At 66.9% G+C, this 20,719-nt stretch carries 18 protein-coding genes; 13 read left to right on the top strand and 5 right to left on the bottom strand.

The features are described from left to right. Nucleotides 1-18 precede the first annotated feature (18 nt). From AC1DRO_RS15580 to gad, 6 genes are all read left to right on the top strand, one after another. Nucleotides 19-549 carry a hotdog fold thioesterase gene (locus AC1DRO_RS15580; RefSeq protein WP_476951508.1) on the top strand — a complete coding sequence of 177 codons (531 nt, stop codon included), beginning with the start codon at nucleotides 19-21 and terminating at the stop codon, nucleotides 547-549. A 16-nt stretch (nucleotides 550-565) separates the two neighbouring features. Continuing rightward, complete coding sequence (paaK, locus tag AC1DRO_RS15575) at nucleotides 566-1,894, top strand: phenylacetate--CoA ligase PaaK (protein WP_476951507.1); 1,329 nt, start codon at nucleotides 566-568, stop codon at nucleotides 1,892-1,894. Nucleotides 1,895-1,925: 31 nt separating this feature from the next. Then, nucleotides 1,926-2,531 (top strand): TetR/AcrR family transcriptional regulator, encoded by a 606-nt coding sequence (locus tag AC1DRO_RS15570; protein WP_028276376.1) that lies wholly within the window; start codon nucleotides 1,926-1,928, stop codon nucleotides 2,529-2,531. Between the two features lie 69 nt (nucleotides 2,532-2,600). Beyond that, nucleotides 2,601-3,470, top strand: a complete 870-nt coding sequence (locus tag AC1DRO_RS15565; RefSeq protein WP_476951506.1) for a DUF427 domain-containing protein — start codon at nucleotides 2,601-2,603, stop codon at nucleotides 3,468-3,470. 268 nt (nucleotides 3,471-3,738) lie between these two features. Continuing rightward, nucleotides 3,739-5,808 carry a chloride channel protein gene (locus AC1DRO_RS15560; protein ID WP_476951505.1) on the top strand — a complete coding sequence of 690 codons (2,070 nt, stop codon included), beginning with the start codon at nucleotides 3,739-3,741 and terminating at the stop codon, nucleotides 5,806-5,808. A 31-nt stretch (nucleotides 5,809-5,839) separates the two neighbouring features. Next, on the top strand, nucleotides 5,840-7,219 hold the full coding sequence (gene gad / locus AC1DRO_RS15555) for a glutamate decarboxylase (protein WP_476951504.1): 1,380 nt from the start codon (nucleotides 5,840-5,842) through the stop codon (nucleotides 7,217-7,219). Nucleotides 7,220-7,260: 41 nt separating this feature from the next. On the opposite strand, the gene AC1DRO_RS15550 is transcribed toward gad, so the two are convergent. After that, on the bottom strand, nucleotides 7,261-8,142 hold the full coding sequence (locus tag AC1DRO_RS15550) for a helix-turn-helix transcriptional regulator (protein WP_476951503.1): 882 nt from the start codon (nucleotides 8,140-8,142) through the stop codon (nucleotides 7,261-7,263). Nucleotides 8,143-8,525: 383 nt separating this feature from the next. Here AC1DRO_RS15550 and AC1DRO_RS15545 point away from each other — a divergent pair, with 383 nt between their 5' ends. The 5 genes from AC1DRO_RS15545 to AC1DRO_RS15525 all read left to right on the top strand — a co-directional run bounded on the left by AC1DRO_RS15545 (nucleotide 8,526) and on the right by AC1DRO_RS15525 (nucleotide 12,145). Continuing rightward, on the top strand, nucleotides 8,526-9,335 hold the full coding sequence (locus AC1DRO_RS15545; RefSeq protein ID WP_476951502.1) for an MFS transporter: 810 nt from the start codon (nucleotides 8,526-8,528) through the stop codon (nucleotides 9,333-9,335). A 78-nt stretch (nucleotides 9,336-9,413) separates the two neighbouring features. Continuing rightward, nucleotides 9,414-10,295: an aldo/keto reductase gene (locus tag AC1DRO_RS15540; protein ID WP_476951501.1), complete on the top strand. Its 882-nt coding sequence runs from the start codon at nucleotides 9,414-9,416 to the stop codon at nucleotides 10,293-10,295. 20 nt (nucleotides 10,296-10,315) lie between these two features. Continuing rightward, complete coding sequence (locus tag AC1DRO_RS15535) at nucleotides 10,316-11,344, top strand: aldo/keto reductase (RefSeq protein ID WP_476951500.1); 1,029 nt, start codon at nucleotides 10,316-10,318, stop codon at nucleotides 11,342-11,344. 58 nt (nucleotides 11,345-11,402) lie between these two features. Then, nucleotides 11,403-11,735, top strand: a complete 333-nt coding sequence (locus tag AC1DRO_RS15530; RefSeq protein ID WP_476951499.1) for a carboxymuconolactone decarboxylase family protein — start codon at nucleotides 11,403-11,405, stop codon at nucleotides 11,733-11,735. Between the two features lie 8 nt (nucleotides 11,736-11,743). Next, nucleotides 11,744-12,145, top strand: coding sequence for a (R)-mandelonitrile lyase (locus tag AC1DRO_RS15525; RefSeq protein WP_476951498.1), 402 nt, complete (start codon nucleotides 11,744-11,746; stop codon nucleotides 12,143-12,145). 109 nt (nucleotides 12,146-12,254) lie between these two features. On the opposite strand, the gene AC1DRO_RS15520 is transcribed toward AC1DRO_RS15525, so the two are convergent. Both AC1DRO_RS15520 and paaZ read right to left on the bottom strand, forming a co-directional pair. Next, nucleotides 12,255-12,662, bottom strand: coding sequence for a VOC family protein (locus AC1DRO_RS15520; protein ID WP_476951497.1), 408 nt, complete (start codon nucleotides 12,660-12,662; stop codon nucleotides 12,255-12,257). Between the two features lie 175 nt (nucleotides 12,663-12,837). Continuing rightward, complete coding sequence (paaZ, locus tag AC1DRO_RS15515) at nucleotides 12,838-14,940, bottom strand: phenylacetic acid degradation bifunctional protein PaaZ (protein ID WP_476951496.1); 2,103 nt, start codon at nucleotides 14,938-14,940, stop codon at nucleotides 12,838-12,840. A gap of 165 nt (nucleotides 14,941-15,105) precedes the next feature. Here paaZ and AC1DRO_RS15510 point away from each other — a divergent pair, with 165 nt between their 5' ends. Both AC1DRO_RS15510 and AC1DRO_RS15505 read left to right on the top strand, forming a co-directional pair. Further along, on the top strand, nucleotides 15,106-15,522 hold the full coding sequence (locus AC1DRO_RS15510) for a PaaI family thioesterase (RefSeq protein WP_223913660.1): 417 nt from the start codon (nucleotides 15,106-15,108) through the stop codon (nucleotides 15,520-15,522). 248 nt (nucleotides 15,523-15,770) lie between these two features. After that, nucleotides 15,771-17,006 (top strand): globin domain-containing protein, encoded by a 1,236-nt coding sequence (locus AC1DRO_RS15505; protein WP_476951495.1) that lies wholly within the window; start codon nucleotides 15,771-15,773, stop codon nucleotides 17,004-17,006. Nucleotides 17,007-17,130: 124 nt separating this feature from the next. Here AC1DRO_RS15505 and AC1DRO_RS15500 read toward each other — a convergent pair whose 3' ends face one another. Both AC1DRO_RS15500 and AC1DRO_RS15495 read right to left on the bottom strand, forming a co-directional pair. Then, on the bottom strand, nucleotides 17,131-19,839 hold the full coding sequence (locus AC1DRO_RS15500; protein WP_476951494.1) for a S1 family peptidase: 2,709 nt from the start codon (nucleotides 19,837-19,839) through the stop codon (nucleotides 17,131-17,133). Nucleotides 19,840-19,863: 24 nt separating this feature from the next. Beyond that, entirely contained in the window at nucleotides 19,864-20,601 is a 738-nt protein-coding gene (locus tag AC1DRO_RS15495; protein WP_476951493.1) for a tyrosine-protein phosphatase, read from the bottom strand. Between the last annotated feature and the right edge of the window lie 118 nt (nucleotides 20,602-20,719).

Here is a 20,719-nt window from a genome sequence, read left to right as displayed (position 1 = left end):
AGCTGGAGGCAACGACGCATGGCTGAACTGACGGTTTCCGGGGCCACCCACCCCATCCTGAAAGACGACTACGCCTCGGAATGGATGGGCATCGAAGTCCTGGCGCTGGACGACGGGCATGCCACGATCCGCATGACGCTCCGGCAGGAAATGCTCAACGGCTTCGGCATGGCCCACGGCGGAATGATCTTCGCCTTCGGCGACACCGCCTTCGCCCTCGCCTGCAACCCGGCCAACCCGCTCCCGGGCGAGGACTCCAACATCACGGTTGCTGCCGGCGTCGACATCAACTTCCTGAAGCCCGCCTTCCGCGGACAGGTGCTGACCGCCGTCGCGAACCGCCGCGCCAGCACCGGACGCAGCGGGCTGTACGACATCCAGATCTACGCCGCCGACCCTGGCGCGGGCTCCCCGGCGGCGGCACCGGCCGGCGCGGCCCCCGCAGCAACCCTTCCGGGCCAGCTCCCCTCCGATACCGCTACCGACGCCCCTACGTGGGAACTCATCGCCGAGTTCCGCGGCCGCAGCCGCACCATCTCCAAGAAATAGAAACAGGGAACCACTGATGACCCAAGAAACTGCCGCCGCCACAACCGACGCTGTCCTCGACCGCGAGGAGACCATCTCCCGCGACGAGCTCGAGGCCCTCCAGCTCAGCCGCCTGCAGCACACGGTGGCCTACGCCTATGACCGCGTCCCCCTGTACAAGCGCAAGTTCGATGAGGCCGGCGTCCACCCGACGGACCTGCGTGAACTCTCCGACCTCGGCAAGTTCCCCTTTACCACCAAGGAGGACCTCCGCCTCGAGTACCCCTTCGGCATGTTCGCCGTGCCGCAGCACGAGGTCGCCCGAATCCACGCCAGCTCCGGGACCACGGGCCGCGCCACCGTGGTGGGCTACACGAAGAAGGACCTCGCCGACTGGGCCAAGCTTGTGGCCCGCTCGCTGCGCGCCTCCGGCGTCCGGCCCGGCATGAAGGTGCACAACGCTTACGGCTATGGCCTGTTCACCGGCGGCATGGGCGCCCACGCCGGCGCCGAGGCCCTCGGCTGCACCGTCATCCCGATCTCCGGCGGCCAGACCGAGCGCCAGATCACGCTCATCCAGGACTTCAAGCCCGACGCCATCCTGGCCACCCCCACCTACCTGCTGACCATTGCCGACGCCATGATCAAGCAGGGCATCGACCCGGCCTCCACGTCGCTGAAGTACGCGGTCCTGGGCGCCGAGCCGTGGACCGAAGAAATGCGGCACGAGCTTGAGACCACCATGAACCTCAAGGCCTGCGACATCTACGGCCTCTCCGAGGTCATGGGCCCGGGCGTCGCCGGCGAATGCGTGGAAACGCAGGACGGCAGCCACATCTGGGAGGACCACTTCCGGCCCGAGATCATCGACGCCTTCGACCCCACCGTGGTGCTGGGCGACGGCGAACCGGGCGAGCTGGTGTTCACCTCGCTCACGAAGGAAGCCCTGCCGATCATCCGGTACCGCACCAAGGACCTCACCCGGCTGCTGCCGGGCACCGCACGCCCGGCACACCGCCGCATGGGCCGCATCACCGGCCGCAGCGACGACATGATCATCCTTCGGGGCGTGAATCTGTTCCCGTCGCAGATCGAGGAGATCGCCCTGCGCATCCCGGAGCTCAGCCCGCACTTCCAACTGGAGCTCACCCGGCCCGAGGGCCACCGGATGGACCAGATGACCGTCAAGATTGAGCGCCGCGACGCCGTCACGGTCGAGGGCGGCATGGCCGCGGCCAAAGTCCTGCAGCAGCAGATCAAGATCCACGTCGGCTCCTCCTGCACGGTCGACGTCGTCGAGCCCGGCTCATTGGAGCGGTCCAACGGCAAGCTGCGCCGGATCTACGACATGCGCCCCAAGGGCTGAGTGAGCACCAGATCGTGAGAAACTAGCCACTATGCCCAGCACAGCAACCACCACCAAGCGCGGCCGCCCCGGCTATGACCAGCAGTCGGTGCTGGTCATCGCCGTCGACGTCTTCAACCGCCACGGCTACGATGCCACCTCGATGGGTATCCTTGCTGAGAACCTGGGCATCTCCAAGTCCGCGATCTACCACCACGTCCCGTCCAAGGGCGACCTGCTGAAGCTCGCCCTGGACCACGCCCTGGGCGGGCTCGAGGCGATCCTGGACCAGCCCGGGGCAACCTCCGGTTCGGCCGATGCGCGGCTGGAGTTCGTGGTCCGCCAGACCATCTCGGTGCTGGTGGAGCGGCTGCCCTTCGTGACGCTGCTGCTGCGCCTGCGCGGGAACACGGAGATCGAGCGGGATGCGTTGGAACGGCGCCGCACCTTCGACCACAAGGTCGCCGCACTGATTTCCGAGGCACGGGATGAGGGCTCGCTCCGCCAGGACATTGACCCCCGCACCGTCACCCGGCTGCTGTTCGGCACCATCAACTCGATCGTCGAGTGGTACAAGCCGGGCGGCTCGCTGTCCCCGGAGAAGCTGGCCGACGACGTCATCACCATGGCGTTCCACGGCCTACACGTCCCCCGCTGACCGCCTGCCGGCCGACGGGTGGCCGGGTAAGTCGTTGACGGCAGGATAACGGACGCCCACCCTGTAGTCATGGCCACGAAGATATCTGACGTCCTCTTCAGCACGTTCCCCGATTTGCGTTACCAGCCCACCGCGAAGAGGGTCCGTGCCATGGTGGGCGGGCGTGCCGTCGTCGACACTTTGAGTGCGCTCTTGGTGTGGGAGCCCAAACGCATCACCCCCATCTACGCAGTTTCCGAAGGCGCCCTCCGGGCCGAACTGGCGCCGCCGGGGCAGCAGGCGGGCGATGTCCCGGAACACGGCTTCAGAGTGAGCCGGGAGGGGCCGCGGGCACTGGATCCGCGCACGGGGTTCGGCAGGCACACGGCGGCCGGTGAGGAGCTCGACGTCGTCACTCCCCATGCGAGGCTGCCCCGCGCTGCCTTCCGGCCGGCGGACCCCGACCTCGCCGGCTACGTGGTGCTGGATTTCAACGCCTTCGACTGGCTCGAGGACGACGAGGAGATCATCGGCCACCCACGTGATCCGTTCCACCGTGTGGACATCCGGGCGTCCTCGCTCACCGTTGAGGTAGGGCTCGACGGCGTCACTCTCGCCACGACGAACGGCGCGCAGCTGCTCTACGAAACCATGCTGCCGGTGCGCTACTACATTCCGCCGTCGGATGTGCGGCTGGATCTGATGGAAGAGAGCCCCAAACGGACCATCTGCCCGTACAAGGGCCAGGCGAGCTACTGGAGCTACCCTGCTTCCGGGCAGGGCAGGAACGTCGCGTGGAGCTATGACCGGCGGCTCCTCGACGCCGCCCAGATCCACGGACTTGTCAGTTTCTTCAATGAGAGAGTGGACATCACGGTGGACGGCGTCCGGCAGGAGCGCCCGGTCACGCCGTGGTCACGCCCGGACGGAGCGGGGGCACCCGGGGCACCTGGGGTGTGAACCGCAGCGCTTTGGTTCTCTTTCACCCGCATTGGGTGACGACCGCCCCCCACTGGAAGGGTTAGCTTGGAGAACATCTGAAGGACCACCTCTATCGCTTGTGAGACCTCGCTAAAGGCTCCCGCCGTCTGGCGGAAGGAGGAGGGATGATGTTCTGCTCGTTGATCATCGGTGACCCGCGGTGTTGCCGGACGGGCACGCCGCCCCGAGCTGCAAAAAGGACATTCGGTGTCACCCGAATCGTCACAGTCGCGCCGGGTTGCCGGGAATGAGCGAGCCTGCCGCATCGCCGCCCAGTTTCGATCCGGCCGTCGTCATTCGTTCCAGGGCGTACATCTCTGCGCTCGTGCTGGCTGCGGTCTTGGGCGTTCCCATCTCGGTCATTGCGTACGGCTTTCTCGCTTTGGTCGCGATGGTCCAGCAGTACGTCTTCGTCGGCCTGCCGGAACAAGTCCTCGGGGGTCCCGTTCCTGCCTGGTGGCCGGTTCCGTGGTTGGTGCTGTGTGGGCTGTTGACGGCGTCGACCATCCGGTATCTGCCGGGAACCGCGGGCCACTCACCCGCTTTCGGCTTCAAGACGGGCGGCGGTCCGCCCAGCGGCCGGGAGCTCGTGGGCGTTGTTCTCGCGGCACTGACCACGCTCAGCCTCGGTGCGGTGCTCGGGCCGGAGGGTCCGCTGATCGCGATCGGTGGCGGCCTCGGGGCGTTGGCCGTGCACCTGGCGAAGAAGGACGCTCCGCCGATGGCCCTGACGATCATGGCGTCGGCCGGCAGCTTCGCAGCGATCAGTACCCTGCTCGGATCCCCCGTGCTCGGTGCATTCCTGATCATGGAGGCCGCCGGGATCGGGGGAATGACGCTGAGCCTGATGGCCCTGCCCGGACTGCTCGCTTCCGGCGTCGGGGCGCTGGTGTTCGTCGGCCTGGACGGCTGGACCGGGCTGGGCAGCTTCTCGCTGGCGCTGCCCGTCGTGCCGCCTGCGGTGCCGCCGACCCTGGCGACGCTGGGCTGGGCGGTGATTATGGGCGCCGTCGGCGCGCTGTTGGGATGGTTGATCCGCTGGGTCGGGCTCTCGCTTCGTCCGGTCGTGCACCTGAACCGGATATTGGTGACCTCTGGGCTCGGCCTGCTGATCGGTCTTGCCGCGATGGCCTACCAGCTGATCTCTGGGAACAGCTTCACGCAGGTCTTGTTCTCGGGGCAGGACGCCCTTCCGGATCTGGTCGAACACGCCACGGACTACTCGCTTTCGGCGCTCCTCCTGCTGATCTCTTGTAAGGCCTTTGCCTACGGGCTCTCGCTGAGCGCATTTCGTGGTGGGCCCGTGTTCCCTTCGATGTTCATCGGTGCGGCGCTCGGTATTGTCGCGAGCGGGTTGCCCGGAATGAATCTCGCGGCAGGACTTGGCATGGGCATGGGCGCCATGTGCGCAGCCATGCTGCGGCTGCCGTTGACGTCGACCCTGCTGGCCACGCTGCTGCTGGGAGTGGACGGTGTGGCGGTAACACCGCAGGTGGTGGTGGCTGTGGCGGTGGCCTTCGTGATCTCCAACGTGCTCCCGGTTCCGGGCCCGAAAGGGCCCGTGGCGCCTGACGCTGGCGGGAAGGTCCACCATCGGGCTGCCTCGAAGTCCGGACATGCAAGTGAGATGTCGAGCGCGGGAGGTTCGACCGGACGGGACCGGTGGATCGCGTGGTTGTTCATCATTGGCTCGAGTCTGTTCGCCTTGGGGGCGGTTCCGTCATACGCCGAGGCCGTGGGATTGCGCTTGTGCGCGATCACCTTCTTCGTCGGTTCGCTGTTCTTCACCAGTGCGTCGTTCCTGCAGTACCGCGAAGCCGTTGACGCCCTCCCGTTCCTGGGGGCCAAGCGCCGCCACTCGTTTTGGGTGTGGGCGCCACGGAATCTCGGCTGGCTCGCCTGCGCGGTTCAACTTGCCGGCACGCTGTGGTTCAACTGGAGTACGGGAAACGCATTGCGGGTCAATCTCAGTGTGGCCCTGACCGAGCAGCGGGTGTGGCGACCCGATGCGCTGGGTTCAGTCGCCTTCCTCGTTGCCAGCGGTGTGGCGTTGCGGGATGCCGGTCGCGCCATTGCCGGCAGGCCCAGGCCCCGGGTGTGGAAGATCGGCGTGATCAACCTGGCCGGCTCTGTTGCGTTCGGTGTCTCGGCTCTGGCGGCCTTTGTCATACCGTCGAGCGGCGATGTCTGGAACGCCGACCTGGCCACTCTCGGCACCCTCGTGGGAGCCCTGTGCTTCCTCACCGGCGCGATTCTGATGCTGAGTCCAGAATCCGCCGCCGTCTCGGTTCCCGCGGACCGGGGAGCTCATCCGTAACCCCCTTTCAACAGTCTCTTGAGGAGAAGTGATGTCAATAAATTCCCAGCCGGCGGACGCCGACGTGGCAATGTTCGGCAACCGATTTGTCACCCAGGAGGTTCCGAGCCGCGAGTTCCCGGAGACCGGCATTCCTGCTGAGGACGCTTTGCGGCTGGTGTCGGAGGACCTGGCGCTGGAGGGTGATCCGGCCCGGAACCTGGCCACCTTCGTAACGACATGGATGGAGCCGCAGGCCCAGCAGATCATCGCAGCGAACCTGCACCGCAATTTCATCGACCACGCCGAATATCCCCGCACGGCCGAAATCGAGCAGCGCTGCATTCGGATGCTCGCTGACCTTTTCCACGCGCCCGGCGAGACGACGGGCGCCCGGACCCAGGGATCGTCCGAGGCGATCATGCTCGGCGGCCTGTCCCTGAAGTGGAACTGGCGCAAACGCCGCGAGGCCGCCGGCGCATCGACGTCGAGCCCTAACCTGGTGTTCGGCGGCGACGTGCATGTTGTGTGGGAGAAGTTCTGCCGCTACTTCGACGTCGAGCCGCGGATCGTGCCCCTGCAGCCGGGGAAGTACACGATCGGCCCGGAGGACGTGGAGGCCCATATCGATGAGAACACCATCGGCGTCGCAGCCGTGCTGGGCACGACGTTCACTGGGCACAAAGACGACATCGTCGGCATCAACGACCTGCTGGTCCGGATCAAGGGTGAGCGGGGCCTTGATGTGCCGCTGCACGTGGACGGGGCCAGTGGGGGGTTTGTCTGGCCCTTCCTGTACCCGGACTCCGAGTGGGACTTCCGGCTCGAGCAGGTCCGCTCGATCAATGTCTCCGGGCACAAGTTTGGACTGGTCTATCCCGGCATCGGCTGGCTGATCTTCCGGGAGAAGGCCGATCTGGCCAAGGACCTTGTTTTTGAGGAGAACTACCTCGGCAAGACCGACTCGACGTTCACCCTGAACTTCTCCACCGGCTCGTCGATGGTTCTCGCCCAGTACTACAACTTCGTGCGCTACGGCCGCGCCGGTTACACCTACATCATGCAGAACATGCAGACCAACGCCCGCGCCCTCGCCGAGAAGTTGGAGGCCATGGGCCGGTTCGAGATCATCGGCCCTGACGAGGAGCAGCTTCCCCTGGTTGCGTTCCGGCTCGCCGCCGACCCCGGGTACGACGAGTTCGACATTGCCTGGCAGCTCTCGGCCGAACGCGGCTGGATGGTGCCGGCCTACACCCTGCCGCCGAACGCCCAGAACGTGACGATCATGCGTGCGCTGGTCAAGGAAACGATGAGCCGCGAGCACGTCGACACGCTCGCCCGGGATATCGATGAGGCGTGCTCAACGCTGGCGAAGAAGGGCGGCGCGCACGAATCCGAACGAAAGAAGATTGTCACCGGACCCGGGCATTGACTGGGTGGCGCCAACAATGAGCGCGGTGGAGGAACGGTCGGTCATTTCTTCTCCCTGACTGCGGCCGCTGCCGTTTCGCGCTGGGTGGCGGCCCAGCTGGCGAGGACTTTCAGGGCGTCCTCGGAGGGTGTCCCGGGATCTGCCGTGTAGACGTTGATGCGCAGCCCCGGGTCCGCGGGCAGTTCCAGTGCCTCGAAGCTCAGGTCCAGGTCCCCCACGATCGGGTGGTGGAGCCGTTTGCGGCCGGTGCGGTGGTACTTCACGTCGTGCCTCGCCCACCGGGTGCGGAACTCCTCGCTGCGGGTCGAAAGCTCTCCGACCAGGTCCGTGAGGTCCTTGTCGTAGGGGTTTTTCCCGGCGGTGGACCTCAGGACCGCGACGATGTCGTCCGCGCTGCGTTCCCAATCGGCGAAGAACTCCCGCGCTTTCGGGTTCAGGAAGGTGAACCGTGCACTGTTCGGCGGAGTCACGTGCTCAGCCATCATGTCCAGGTAGAGGGCACGGCCGAGTTCGTTGGCGGCAAGGACATCTCCGCGGTCGTTGCGGACCCAGGCCGGCGCCGTCGTGATCGCATCAATGACGCGTTGCACGCTCGGCCGCACCGTCTGCGGGCTGCGCTTTCGCCGCACCCGGGGAGCGGCCGTGGCCGCGCGGGCCAGGTCAAAAAGGTGGGCCGTCTCGGCGTCGTCAAGCTTCAGTGCACGGCAGAGGGCTTCAAGGACGCTGTCCGAGGCGCCGGAGAGGTTTCCGCGCTCAAGGCGTATGTAGTAATCGATGCTCATCCCGGCGAGCATCGCGACTTCCTCGCGGCGCAGCCCGGTAACGCGGCGGTTTCCGCCGTAGACCGGGAGGCCGGCCTCCTCTGGCGTGATCCTGGCACGGCGGGAGGTCAGGAACTTCCGCACGTCGTCGCTGTGTGTCATGGCCTCCACGCTACCCGCGGCCAATGCGACGAGGGAGGCACTGGCATTACCCGGAACGACCGTGACTCCCCGCCGTTGAGAAATCACGGTTCCATGGAAAACATGAATCCTGCACCCGCAACTACTGCCCACCCGGCGGCGATCCTGGCGATCATCCTCGCCAGCTACTTCATGATCCTGCTGGACAACTCGGTCATCTTCACGGCCCTGCCGAGCCTGCAGGCCGATCTCCAGCTGGGCACCGGGGAGCTTTCCTGGTCCAGGACGCGTACACGCTGGTCTTCGGCGGCCTGCTGCTTCTCGGCGCCCGGGCCGGCGATCGTCGCGCCCGCCGCTTCGACCTGTTCGGCGCGCTCAGCGCGACCCTGGGTGTCGGCGCCCTCGTGTTCGGCATCATCAACACCGCCGACGCGGGCTGGGCCTCCCCCGCCACGGGCACGGCCGTCACCGCCGGCATCGTGCTCCTCGTCGTGTTTGTGCTGATCGAACGCAGGGCCGCCCAGCCGATCATGCCGCTGCGGCTGTTCGCCAGCCGCCGCCGCGCCGGCGCCTATGTTGCACGGTTCCTGTATCTGGGCGCAATGATTGCATTTTTCTTCTTCACCACCCAGTTGCTGCAGGAGGTCCTCGGCTTCGACCCCCTGCAGGCCGGCATGGGATTCCTGCCCATGACTGCCGTCAACTTCGCCGTCGCAATGGGTATCCCGCGGCTCGTAAACCGGATGCCGGGTTCGATTCCCCTCGTGGCCGGCATCCTGATCACCCTTGCCGGGATGTTTTGGCTCAGCCGGGTCGGCGTCGACTCCTCTTACCTGACGGCCGTCGCTTTCCCGATGGTCCTTATCGGAGCCGGACAGGGCTTGGCTTTTGCGCCCCTTACGTCGTTTGGCATCGTTGATGCGCCCGCGGCCGACGCCGGCGCGGCGTCGGGCCTGGTGAACACCTTCCACCAGGTCGGCACCTGCCTCGGGCTGGGCATCGCGGTCGCGGCCGCAGCCACCGTCCCGGCCGCCGGCTCTGCCGCAGCGCACCTGGCCGCGCAGGTCAGCGCTGCCCTCACCACGGGCAGTGTCCTCCTGCTCCTGGCCCTGGCTGTCACCGCGGCCCTCATCCTGCCCGCTGATCTGGCCGCCCGCCGGGTCCTGACACCGCTCGGGGCCGCACCCGCACCCCTGGCCGAGGCCGCCCGCTGACCTGTCTACATCCGAAAAGGGGGTACTCACGTGCCCTCCCACAATCCCGCACACCTGAATACGGTGAAAGGCATGCACATGGAACTTACTCTCAATAACGGCGTCAGGATGCCCGCCCTCGGACTGGGCGTCTTCCAAAGCGCGCCGGAGCAAACGATGGCGGCCGTCGAAGCGGCGCTGGCGGCCGGCTACCGGCACATCGACACTGCCGCGGCGTACGGCAACGAGCGGGAGGTCGGTGAGGGCATCCGCAACTCGGGCCTGGACCGTACCGACGTGTTCATCGAGACCAAAGTCTGGGTCAGCGACTACGGGTACGACCAGACGCTGCACGCCTGGGAGAAGGCTGTTGGCAAGTTGGGCGTCGACTACCTGGACCTGTTCATCCTGCATCAGCCCGCCCCCGACCGCTTCGAGAGAACTGTCGGCGCGTACAAGGCCCTGGAGACCCTGATTGCTGACGGTCGCGTCCGGGCGATCGGTGTCAGCAACTTCATGCCGCACCACCTGGCGCAGTTGCTGGCGGCCACAGACGTCGTCCCGGCGGTGAACCAGATTGAGCTGCACCCGTACTTCGCCCAGCCGGCCGTCCAGGCAACGGACACCGAACACGGCATCCTTACCCAGGCGTGGTCACCGATTGGCGGCATCACTTTTTACCCCGGATGGGGCGAGAAGCGCAGGAACGTGATGGAAGACCCGACTATCACCGGCATCGGACAAACACACGGAAAGAGCCCCGCCCAGGTCATGATCCGCTGGCACCTGCAGCAGGGCCGCTCAGCCATCCCGAAGTCGACCAACCCCGCACGCATCGCGGAGAACTTCGACGTCTTCGACTTCGAACTCGGCGCCGACGAACTCGCCGCCATCGATGCACTCGACACCGGCGTGCGCAACGGACCGGATCCCGACGAGGCCCGCGAAGAACGCTTCGCCATGGTCATCCCCGAAGCCTGAGACAGAGAGAAGCCACCACCATGAAATACCGTCCCCTTGGCCGCACAGGCGTCCAGGTCAGTCCCTTGTGCCTCGGCGCGATGATGTTCGGCCCCTGGGGCAACAATGACACCGCGGCCTCCATTCGAATCATCCACCGCGCCCTCGACGCGGGCATCAACTTCATCGACACCGCCGATGTCTACTCCGGCGGGGCATCCGAGGAAATCGTCGGACAGGCGCTGGAAGGCCGGCGTGAGGACGTATTCCTCGCCACGAAGTTCTTCATGCCCATGAGCGAGGACGATCCCAACCAGCGGGGTGGATCCCGCCGCTGGATCATGCGGGCGGTGGAAGACTCCCTTCGCCGCTTGAAGACGGATTACATCGACCTCTACCAGGTGCACCGGCCCAGCCCGGATACCGACGTCGAGGAGACTCTCGGCGCCCTCAGCGACCTGGTCCGCCAAGGGAGGGTGCGGTACGTCGGCTCCTCGTCGTATTCCGGGTCGCAGATCGTGGAAGCCCAGTGGGCATCCCGGGAACGCAACCTCGAGCGGTTTGTCACCGAGCAGCCGCCGTACTCGATCCTGGTCCGCGGTATCGAGGAGGACATCCTTCCCACGGTGCAGCGCCACGGCATGGGCACCCTGACCTACAGCCCGCTCAGCGGCGGCTGGCTCTCCGGGCGCTGGCGCAAAAACGCAGCCTCCGCGCCCACTTCAACCGCGCGTCCGAACGCCCGGTTCGACATGACGAGCCCGGCCAACCAGCGCAAGCTCGACATCGTCGAAGACCTCGCCCGCCTCGCTGAACAAGCCGGGCTGACGCTCATCGAACTGGCCATCGCCTTCGTGATCAACCACCCCGGCGTCACGGCCGCCATCGTGGGACCGCGCACCATGGAACAGCTCGAGTCTTACCTGCCCGCCGCGGACATCACCTTGGCCAGCGACGTGCTGAACCGCATCGACCAGCTCGTCGCACCCGGCGTTACCGTCAACCCGGACGACAACAGCTACGGCGCCACCGAACTCACGCCCCTGGCACGGCGACGGAAACAACTGTGACCAACGAGGCGGTTGAAGCCCTGCAGCAATTCGAACTTCCACTGAAAGAAGGAAAATCATGACTGACCAACCCCAACAGGTCGGCGGAGGCCGGAACATGTTCGGAGACTTCGCCCCAAAGCTCGCCGAGCTCACCGACGACGTACTGTTCGCGGACGTCTGGAACCGCCCGGAGCTTCCGGCCCGTGACCGCAGCCTAATCACCGTCGCCGTACTCACCGCCGGCGGCAACACCGAGCAGCTCGGCTTCCACCTTGGCCGCGCCATGGAGAACGGCGTCACCCGGGAAGAACTCATCGAAGCCATCACCCATGTCACGCTCTACGCAGGCTGGCCCAAGGGCATGGCCGCCATGGGCGTCGCCAAGCGACTCTTCACCGAAAGCGAGTAAGGATCACCATGAACATCGAACCCACTGTCCCCACTGCGAAGAACCCGCCGGCCCGGTTCGCCGGCGACGTCTGGCTCGATCCGATCGCGCTCCCGCACGAGCCGGATCAGACGATGGTGGTCGCGACCGTCCGTTTCGCGCCCGGAGCCCGCACCGCCTGGCACTCCCACGAACACGGCCAGTACCTCCGCGTCACCCAGGGAGTCGGCCGGTTCGGAACCCGGGACGGCAAGATCGTCGAAGTCCACCCCGGCCAGACGATCTACACGCCGCCCGGCGAGGAGCACTGGCACGCGGCCGCCCCTGGCTGCTTCATGGAACATATCGCCATGCTCCAGAACGGCGAGGACCCAGCGACGACCACCACGTGGGGCGAGCACATCACCGACGACGAGTACAACGGAAGCTGACCAGCCCGCGAAACACTGGCAGGCGGCGAGGCGCCCTGGATGACCGCGGGCAACAGAAAAGGGCGCCCCGCTGAGCCGGAGCGCCCGAAAATCCGCCGTTGCCCGCCGTTTAGAGCTGGTAATCAGCTGCCGTGGTGATGTTCTCGTGCACGCACAGAACATTGTGCTCGGAGTCCATGAACCAGGCGCACTTCTCTGAATCCGTTGTACAAATATGGTTCTCGGTCTTGAGGTCCGGGCGATCGTAGTCCTGGAACATGACGCCCTTGGCTTCCATTTCCTGGACCGTGCGCTCGATCTCGCTGACTTCGAAGCTCAGGGTGGTGTGCTCTGAATGCTTTCCATCCTTGACTGGCATCAGCTGCAGCATTGGGCCGCCTTCTGAGCCGAACATTTCGCTTCCGTCATCTGCCACGCCACGGTGCGGGAGCCCCAAAGTGTCCGCGTAGAAATGCCGGGCACGCGCTGCATCATCAACTGGCAGGACTGTTGTGGCTTTATTGAGTACTAGGGTCATTTCGCCACCTCCTACGAGCAAGATTTTACGCCGGAGCGGGGTCGAAAGCCCCTACAAATTGCGCCTCCGAACAAGCGACGCTCCCCCATTCGCGGCAGAACAACACGGACGCTCCCGCACTAGTGAGGGAGCGTCCGCGCTGGACCCGCAGGACGTGAGGGAGCGTCGGGTGAGGTTACTTCTCGACGAGAGTCAGGACGTCGTAGGTCGCGACGATTTCGTCGTTCTGGTTGGTCAGGACGGCGTCCCAGGCCACCTCGCCGTACTCGTCGGTCTCGCGCGGGGTGATCTTCTTGGCCGTCAGGGTCACGCGGATGGAATCGCCCGCGGCCACGGGGGTGATGAACCGCAGGTTCTCCAGGCCGTAGTTGGCCAGGACCGGACCCGGCGCGGGCTCCACGAACAGGCCGGCGGCCCAGCTGAGCAGGAGGTAGCCGTGCGCCACGATGCCCGGGAAGAAGGGGTTGGCCGCGGCGGCTTCCTGATTGGTGTGGGCGTAGAAGGTGTCGCCGGTGGAGTTCGCGAACTTGGTGATTTCCTCCAGCGAGACCTCCCGCAGCTCCGAGCGGATGGCGTCGCCGATGTGCAGGGTGGCGAGGGATTTCCGGAACGGGTGCTGGCCCTCGGTCTCGAGCGTGAAGTTACGGTCCGCTCCGGTGTGCCAGACGCCGGTGACGGCGGTGAGCATGTTCGGCGAGCCCTGGATGGCGGTGCGCTGCATGTGGTGCATCACCGAGCGGATGCCGCCGAGCTCCTCGCCGCCGCCGGCACGGCCGGGACCGCCGTGGACCAGGTGCGGGACCGGGGAGCCGTGGCCGGTGGAGCTGCGGGCGTCCTCGCGGTTGAGCATGAGCACGCGGCCGTGGTGGGCCGCGATGCCGGTGACCAGCTGCTGGGCCACGGCGGGATCGTTCGTGCAGACCGAGGCGACCAGCGAGCCACCGCCGCGGGCGGCGAGGCGGACGGCGTCGGCCAGGTCCGTGTAGCCGATCACCGAGGACACCGGGCCGAATGCCTCGAGCGAGTGGACCTCCTCGGCCTCCGGGTTGGCCCAGCTCAGCAGGACCGGGGACATGAAGGCGCCGCCGTCGACGACGCCGATGCTGCCGTCCGCGCTGGTGACCTTGGGCGCGTCGAGCGTGCCGTAGGCGAGCTCCCCGCCGGCGTCAAGCATGGACTGTACGGCGGCGCGCACGTCGGCGAGCTGCTCGCGGGAGGCCAGGGCGCCCATGGTGACGCCCTCGGCGCGGGGATCACCGAGCACGACGCGTTCGCGGATGCGGTCCCCCACGGCCGCGGTGACGTCGGCGACGAGTTCCTGCGGCACGATCGCACGGCGGATCGAGGTGCATTTCTGGCCGGCCTTGGCGGTCATCTCGGTGACGAGGGACTTGATGAAGGCGTCGAATTCCGGTGTGCCCTTGACCGCATCCGGGCCCAGGATCGCGGCATTCAGGGAGTCGGTCTCGGAGGTGAAGCGGACCCCGCCCTTGACCACATTGGGGTGCGACTTGAGCGTGTTGGCGGTCGACGCGGAGCCGGTGAAGGCCACGAGGTCGCGGTAGTCCAGGTGGTCCAGCAGCGTGCGGACCGAGCCGGAAATCAGCTGCAGCGAGCCGGTGGGCAGGATGCCGGATTCGTCGATCGCCTTGACCACGGCGGCGGCCACGTACCCGGTGGGGGTGGCGGGCTTGACGATGGTGGGGACGCCGGCGAGGAAGGCCGGGGCAAGCTTCTCCAGCATGCCCCAGACCGGGAAGTTGAAGGCGTTGATCTGCACGGCGACGCCGGGGATGCGGGTGTATATGTGCTCACCGGCGAACGAGCCGTCGCGGGACAGCACCTCCATGGGGCCATCCACCACCACCTGGGAGTTGGGCAGCTCCCGGCGGCCCTTGGACCCAAAGGTGAACAGGACGCCGATGCCGCCGTCGATGTCGATCATAGAGTCGATCTTGGTGGCGCCGGTCTGCGCCGAGAGCGCGTAGAACTCCTCGCGGCGGCCATTGAGGTACTGCGCCAGTTCCTTGAGCTTGAGCGCGCGCTGGTGGAAGGTCAGCGTGCCAAGTTCCGTCTGGCCGGTGGTGCGGCCGTAATCCACGACGGCGGCGAGGTCGAGCCCCTCGGTGCTCACCTTCGCCAGGAGTTCGCCGGTGCTGGCGTCCAGTACCGGCGCCGCGCCGGCGGCGGCGGCGTCGTCGGGAGTCCACCAGGAACCCCGGATGAAACTGGGAACGATCTCGACAGTGTCTACTGCGGGTGCGGCTGTGGTGGTCATCGTTGACGGGTCCTTCCAACGGGGGAGCAAGATCAACACGGCCGGAACATTACTGACCGTCCGTTCGGTAATATGATCTACAGTACATGAAGGAGGCCTGCCGCACACTAGCCGCGGCGGCACCGACCGTCCGGGACCCGGCCGGCCGGCAACAAAGGAGACGCTATGACGCCCGAGACCGGCAGCACCGAGTTGTGGAAAATCACCCTGGGGGAACTCGACGAGAAGATGGGCGTGAAGATCGTCGAGGAGTCCGTGGACCGCGTGGTCGCGACCATGCCGGTGGAGGGCAACCGGCAGTCGTTCGGGCTCCTGCACGGCGGCGCCTCACTGGCCGTGGGCGAGGCCGTGGGGTCCTGGGCCGCCGTCATCCACGCCAGCACCCTGGGCAAGACGGCGGTGGGCGTCGACGTCTCGGCCACGCACCACAAGTCGGCCCGCGAGGGACTGATCACGATCACGGCCACCCCTATCCATCTGGGCGGCACCCTGACCACCCACGAGGTGCTGATCACGAACGAGACCGGCCAGCGAATCTGCACGCTGCGGATCACCAACCTGCTGCTGGACCGCAAGGCCTGAGCACCCCCGCCCGTCGAGGTCGCCGGAACGCTGCGGGTTCGCCGTATCTTTCCGGCGACCCTGCCACTTTCCGGCGAGCCGGGGCCTGAGCGGGTGAGCACCCGGGCCTGAGCACGCGCCTACACCGGCCCCCGCCCCCGATGTAGGGCCGATCGGCCCGGAAGGCACGGTGCCGCGGCTGTTAGCTTTGAAGTGCTGAGTCGCCCGGCACCGCCGGGTATCACCGGTCTCACCGGAAGGGATCCACCATGCTCTCAGACACCTCACTTCCCGTCATTCAGGCAACGCTGCCCGTAGTCGGCGAGCATATCGAGGAGATCGCCAAGCGCTTCTACAAACATATGTTCGAGGCGCAGCCGGATCTCCTGGACGGCCTCTTCAACCGGGGAAACCAGGCGGATGGCCGCCAGCAGCAGGCGCTCGCCGGATCCATCGCGGCATTCGCCGGCATGCTCGTGGAGAAACCGGACCAGGTGCCGGACCATCTGCTCTCCCGGGTGGCCCACAAACACGTCTCGCTGGGACTAAGCCCGGACCAGTACCAGATTGTCCACGACCACCTCATGTGGGCGATCGTGGATGTTCTGGGCGATGCCGTCACTCCCGAGGTCGCCGCCGCCTGGGATGAGGTCTACTGGCTGATGGCGAACCTGCTTATCAACAAGGAGCGCGGGCTGTACAACGCAGTGCACCTCTCCCCCGAGACCATTTGGCGGACGTGGCGGGTGGTGCAGCGGATCCAGGAGACCGCCGACGTCATCTCGTTCGTCGTCGAGCGGACCGACGAGCGGGACGTCAAGCCGTCCCTGCCCGGGCAGTACGTGACCCTCAAGATGACCATGCCCGACGGCGTACAGCAGCCCCGGCAATACAGCCTGACCAAGGCCGACGACGGGCAGCACCGGCAGTTCGCCGTCAAGAGGGTCCACGGGCTTCCGACTCCCGACGGCGAGATGTCCAGTCTGCTCCACAATGACGTGCAGGTAGGCGACGAGGTGGTGCTCTCAGCTCCGTTCGGCGACGTTGTGCTGGAGTACACGGACAGGCCCCTGGTCATGGCCAGCGCGGGAATCGGCATCACGCCCATGGCCGGGATGCTCTCGCACCTGGTGCAGTCCGGTTCACGACGCCAGGTGATGCTGCTGCATGCAGATGACAGCGAGGCATCCTTCCCGCTCCGTGCGCAGGTCAGGGAAGATCTCGCGAAACTCGCGGACGGGACCCTGAAGACGTGGTTCCTGACTCCCGCGGAGACAGCGGGGACCGGCGAGGCGGGCGGGACCGGCGAGGCGGGCGGTTCCGTGTTCTCCGGTTTCATGGACGTCAGCGACGTCGAACTCCCGGACGACGCCGAGTACTACCTCTGCGGTCCCCTGCCGTTCCTGAAGTCGGTTCGGAGCGCCTTGATTGCCGGTGGCGTCCCCGCAAAGGACATTCAGTACGAGGTTTTCGGCCCGGATCTCTGGCTGGCTGACTTCCAGTAACCCGCGGCTCGCTGATTTGTCCCGAATTTGTCCCGAACGCCCGGATTCGCCCAAAACTTGCGGGGTCGCCGTAGCCGTACGGCGACCCCGCGGCCTTCCGGCGAGCCCGGGCTTGGAGCCCCGGCTAACGCACCGCCCGGCGCCGGCCGAACGCCACGAAGGCCGCGCCGAGCAGCAGGGCTCCGGCGCCTATACCGGCCACGGGCAGGAGCCCGCCGGCGCCCGTGTTCGCCAACTGGCCTGAGGTGCCCGGCATGTTGCCTGGTGCCGTGTTGCCGACAACGACGGAGTTGTCCGACGGCGGGGCGGGAGCCTGCGAGGGTTTGAGTGGTCCGGCGGGGTTGACCGGCTGTTGGGCGGCCGGTCGATGCGGTGTCGGCTTCCCGTCCACGGCACCCGCGGAGACGGGCGCGGCGTCGACCGTGAATGCCACGGTGGCAGGAAGCGAAGCGACCCCGTCAACGGTTTGCGTCACTGTCAGCGTGTGGGCTCCGGTGGCCAGTCCCGCAGGGAACGGGACGCTCCACCGGGGGCCTCCGGCCAGGTTCTGCGGAATCCCTGGCCGAAGGGCCGCCCGCGCCCCGGAACTGCCGGAAGCTCCCGCACTGCCAGAACCGGCAAGTACTGAGCCGATGGCCGCTCCGTCCATCGTTACTCGCACGTCGGCCCCATCAATGGCGGTGCCGGAAATGTCGATGGGAAGGCGGTCCATACGGAGATGTTTGCCCTCACGGATGCTCGAGACCGCCGGCACCGGCGGAACGACGGTGTACGTGCTGGTCGCGAAGGGGCTGTCCGCCTCTCCGGGAGCCGTGAGCACTGCCTTGACCGAGACTTTCCCGAAGAGCGGCTGATCTGCCACCTTGATGCTCCAGCGACCGTCCAGACCGATGGTCCCCGAACCGGCGACATCGCCCGACAATATAACGGTGGCGCCGGGCATACCGGTGCCGGCGATGCTGTCCAGTGCAGGAAGCGGGGTACCTGTCGGGGTCGTCACTACGGGCGCCGGAAGTGGGGCTGGTGCGATGCTGGCCGTAAAGGATGCCGGTCCAGAACGGCTGAAGCCGTTCACGGTCTCCGCTAAGAAAGCCATCCGCCCACTCGGTAGCGGAGCTCGGAAAGCCCAGTTCCCGGCAGCATCCACCGGCACTTCGAGCCTTTGCGCCCCAACGGTGATGCGGACCTTGGACTTCGGAGCCACGACGGAGGCCGGACCGGGTCCAACGTGTCCCGTAATCAGCTCACCGGCTGTGACGGTTCCGTTTGGGGCCGCGAGCGTTGGCTTGGTCAGGAACAGCTGCAGCTGCACGCCGCCGGGCACCTTGCCTGCTGCGTCCTCGAGCGTAGTCGCGATGGCCCGCGTCTGTACGCCACCCTCGTTTTCCGCCCCAGTGTGCATGCCGACGGCGAAGTTCCCGCTGATCCAAGGGCCGCCGGAGTCTCCGGGGCGGGACTTGACGGTACTGGAGTCGAAACCGTTCAGCGCCCGGAGATCGTTGTCATAGTTCGGCGGCAGGGAGTTCGGTCCGGCGATGACCCACGTGCCCACCGAATCCACGGTCCCGCACGACCAGCCCAGGCTCCGGCCGGAGCGGCACACGGGCTGACCCTGGAACGGGGCCACGGTTCCCACGATCTTCACCGACGTCGGCCCCGGAGCGGCGGGGTTGTCCCACCGCGTGACGGCGGGCTGGAGGGCCAAGCTGCTCCGGATGCCCCGGAGCACGGCGATGTCCGTGCCGACGTTCGTGCCATCCGGCGCCACTGTGGAATTGCCCGGCCCGCCGAACTGGCTGAACCCGAATGTCCCCAGTGTTCCGGCGAACGCTCCTGAACCGGCCCCGCCTGCCGCCGGCGCCGCCGCGGGATCTTCAATCTGGGTCTCCTTCGCGGTACCGTCAGCGGCGCAGTGCCCGGCGGTCAGGACCAGTGGCTCACCCGCCGGGCTGAAGGCACTGAATCCTGCCGAACACACGGTGCGGCCGTCAATGATGTACCCTTGGCCGCCAAAGAGGTCCTCTTCCGTAGCGATCCGCGATCCTTGTTCAAGCGCCACATTGGAGTAGCGGGCCACGAAATCCGCAGCGGACATCTTGGGCTTCGTGCCGGGCGCTGTCGCCGCCTGCTCGTTCAAATCGGAGGCGGGAACGGCGTCGGACGCCGGAACGGCCTGCGCCGTGTTCTGGCCGCCGGTGCGGATGACAAAGTGGCCGTCTGTGTAGGTGACGGCCTGCAGCCCGGCGGCCCCGACCTCGCGGACATAGGCCTCGAACAGTTGCTGGGTGCTGGAGGCCAGCAGCTCCGCGGCTGACGGGACAGCGGCGGCGGCCGCGGGGGCCGCAAGCAGGAAGTCGGCCGGCCCGGACCCGTTCAGTTCGGCCACGCGGGCCCGGAGCTCGGCGCCGCTGCCTTCAACCGCGATCTTGCCGCCTGAGAGGCTGATCCCCACATAACCCGGGAGGGCCCGAAGGGAGGGTGCGGCGTCGGCGGCCCGGCGGGCAAGCGCACCGGCGGCGTCGAATTCGGCGAGGGTCATGCCAAGGTCCCGCCGCACGGCCTCGGCGAGGCCGGCATCACTGATCGGCGTCGCGGACGGCACCGGAGAAGAACCGGCCAAAGGCGCGTCAGCCGGCGGCACTGGGACCGCCGTCGAAACCGGCGTCGCCATCGCCGACGCAGCCGGCGCCGGGTCGGCAGGGACTGGGGCGGGGGCGTTGGCTTCGGCCATCGCCGGGACCGCGGTCAGCGCAAAGGCAGGCACGGTACCGGCAAGCGCAATCGCGAGGGCCGCGGCGGCCCGCACCATCGGCTGGAACTTCGGAGTCTTCACTGGCCTACCCTAACTGCGCCCACCCTATCTGCCGAGCTTTCCGAGGATGGCCGCGAGTTCCGGGGTGGTCACGCCGTGGCGGAAGAGGTAGTCCGCAGTGTTCAGGGACCGGACAAATTGCAACAGGCTCTGGCCCCGGGATTCCAGCAGGGGCACCAACACGTTCTCGGGGAGGAAGCGCTCGTGGGGATGCGGGACGGCGGCGTGCCGGAGGTGCCCGTTGATGCCCCGCATGGAGCGCTGGTAGCCGTTCACAATGGCTTCGTCGCTGTCACCGGCGAGGTCCTGGAGCATGGCGGCGATCATGCCGCTCCGGTCCCGCCCCGCGGAGCAATGGATGACCACACCGCCCTCCGCGGCGGCCACCGCCTTGAAGACCCGGGCCAGCAGGTGCGGGAACAGCCTGGCGTTGTCCGCATAACAGGCGGGGTCGTTGAGGTACGGCACGCAGAGCTCGCGGAATTCGCGGTTGTCCGGGTCTTCGGTGGGGGCCAGCACGACGTCGAAACCGGCCAGGGCCTCAGCCCGCACCGGCGGATCGGTCTCCCGACGCCGGATTTCGGCTTCGTTGCGGAGGTCGATGACGGTCCGGATGCCCCGGCGGTGCACCTGCCGCCAGCCGGCCTCGGTGAGCCACTCCCGCCGTCCCATGCGGAACACGTCCCCGGCCACGTGCCACGCGTTGACGGCCCCATCCCACTCCACGGTTCCGGGCACCGCCTGCCCCTTGGCTTGGCCCAGGGGCGCTGCAGGAATCATCATCCAGAAAGCTAAGCACACGCACCGACGCCATCCGCGGCAGGATTCACAAACGTTATACACAATGGGACCATTGGCATGGTGCGGGGTTAACGCTTCGCAGCACGTTTTTCACGGCACG

Source organism: Arthrobacter sp. P4_F11, from assembly GCF_056401395.1.
The sequence above is the reverse complement of the archived record's forward strand: the minus strand, read 5'-3'. Positions and strand labels throughout refer to the sequence as shown.

Coding starts and splice junctions, on each gene's coding strand:
- AC1DRO_RS15580 (WP_476951508.1), top strand. CDS start 19: ATGGCTGAACTGACGGTTTCCGGGGCCACCCACCCCATCCTGAAAGAC.
- paaK (WP_476951507.1), top strand. CDS start 566: ATGACCCAAGAAACTGCCGCCGCCACAACCGACGCTGTCCTCGACCGC.
- AC1DRO_RS15570 (WP_028276376.1), top strand. CDS start 1,926: ATGCCCAGCACAGCAACCACCACCAAGCGCGGCCGCCCCGGCTATGAC.
- AC1DRO_RS15565 (WP_476951506.1), top strand. CDS start 2,601: ATGGCCACGAAGATATCTGACGTCCTCTTCAGCACGTTCCCCGATTTG.
- AC1DRO_RS15560 (WP_476951505.1), top strand. CDS start 3,739: ATGAGCGAGCCTGCCGCATCGCCGCCCAGTTTCGATCCGGCCGTCGTC.
- gad (WP_476951504.1), top strand. CDS start 5,840: ATGTCAATAAATTCCCAGCCGGCGGACGCCGACGTGGCAATGTTCGGC.
- AC1DRO_RS15550 (WP_476951503.1), bottom strand. CDS start 8,142: ATGACACACAGCGACGACGTGCGGAAGTTCCTGACCTCCCGCCGTGCC.
- AC1DRO_RS15540 (WP_476951501.1), top strand. CDS start 9,414: ATGGAACTTACTCTCAATAACGGCGTCAGGATGCCCGCCCTCGGACTG.
- AC1DRO_RS15535 (WP_476951500.1), top strand. CDS start 10,316: ATGAAATACCGTCCCCTTGGCCGCACAGGCGTCCAGGTCAGTCCCTTG.
- AC1DRO_RS15530 (WP_476951499.1), top strand. CDS start 11,403: ATGACTGACCAACCCCAACAGGTCGGCGGAGGCCGGAACATGTTCGGA.
- AC1DRO_RS15525 (WP_476951498.1), top strand. CDS start 11,744: ATGAACATCGAACCCACTGTCCCCACTGCGAAGAACCCGCCGGCCCGG.
- AC1DRO_RS15520 (WP_476951497.1), bottom strand. CDS start 12,662: ATGACCCTAGTACTCAATAAAGCCACAACAGTCCTGCCAGTTGATGAT.
- paaZ (WP_476951496.1), bottom strand. CDS start 14,940: ATGACCACCACAGCCGCACCCGCAGTAGACACTGTCGAGATCGTTCCC.
- AC1DRO_RS15510 (WP_223913660.1), top strand. CDS start 15,106: ATGACGCCCGAGACCGGCAGCACCGAGTTGTGGAAAATCACCCTGGGG.
- AC1DRO_RS15505 (WP_476951495.1), top strand. CDS start 15,771: ATGCTCTCAGACACCTCACTTCCCGTCATTCAGGCAACGCTGCCCGTA.
- AC1DRO_RS15495 (WP_476951493.1), bottom strand. CDS start 20,601: ATGATGATTCCTGCAGCGCCCCTGGGCCAAGCCAAGGGGCAGGCGGTG.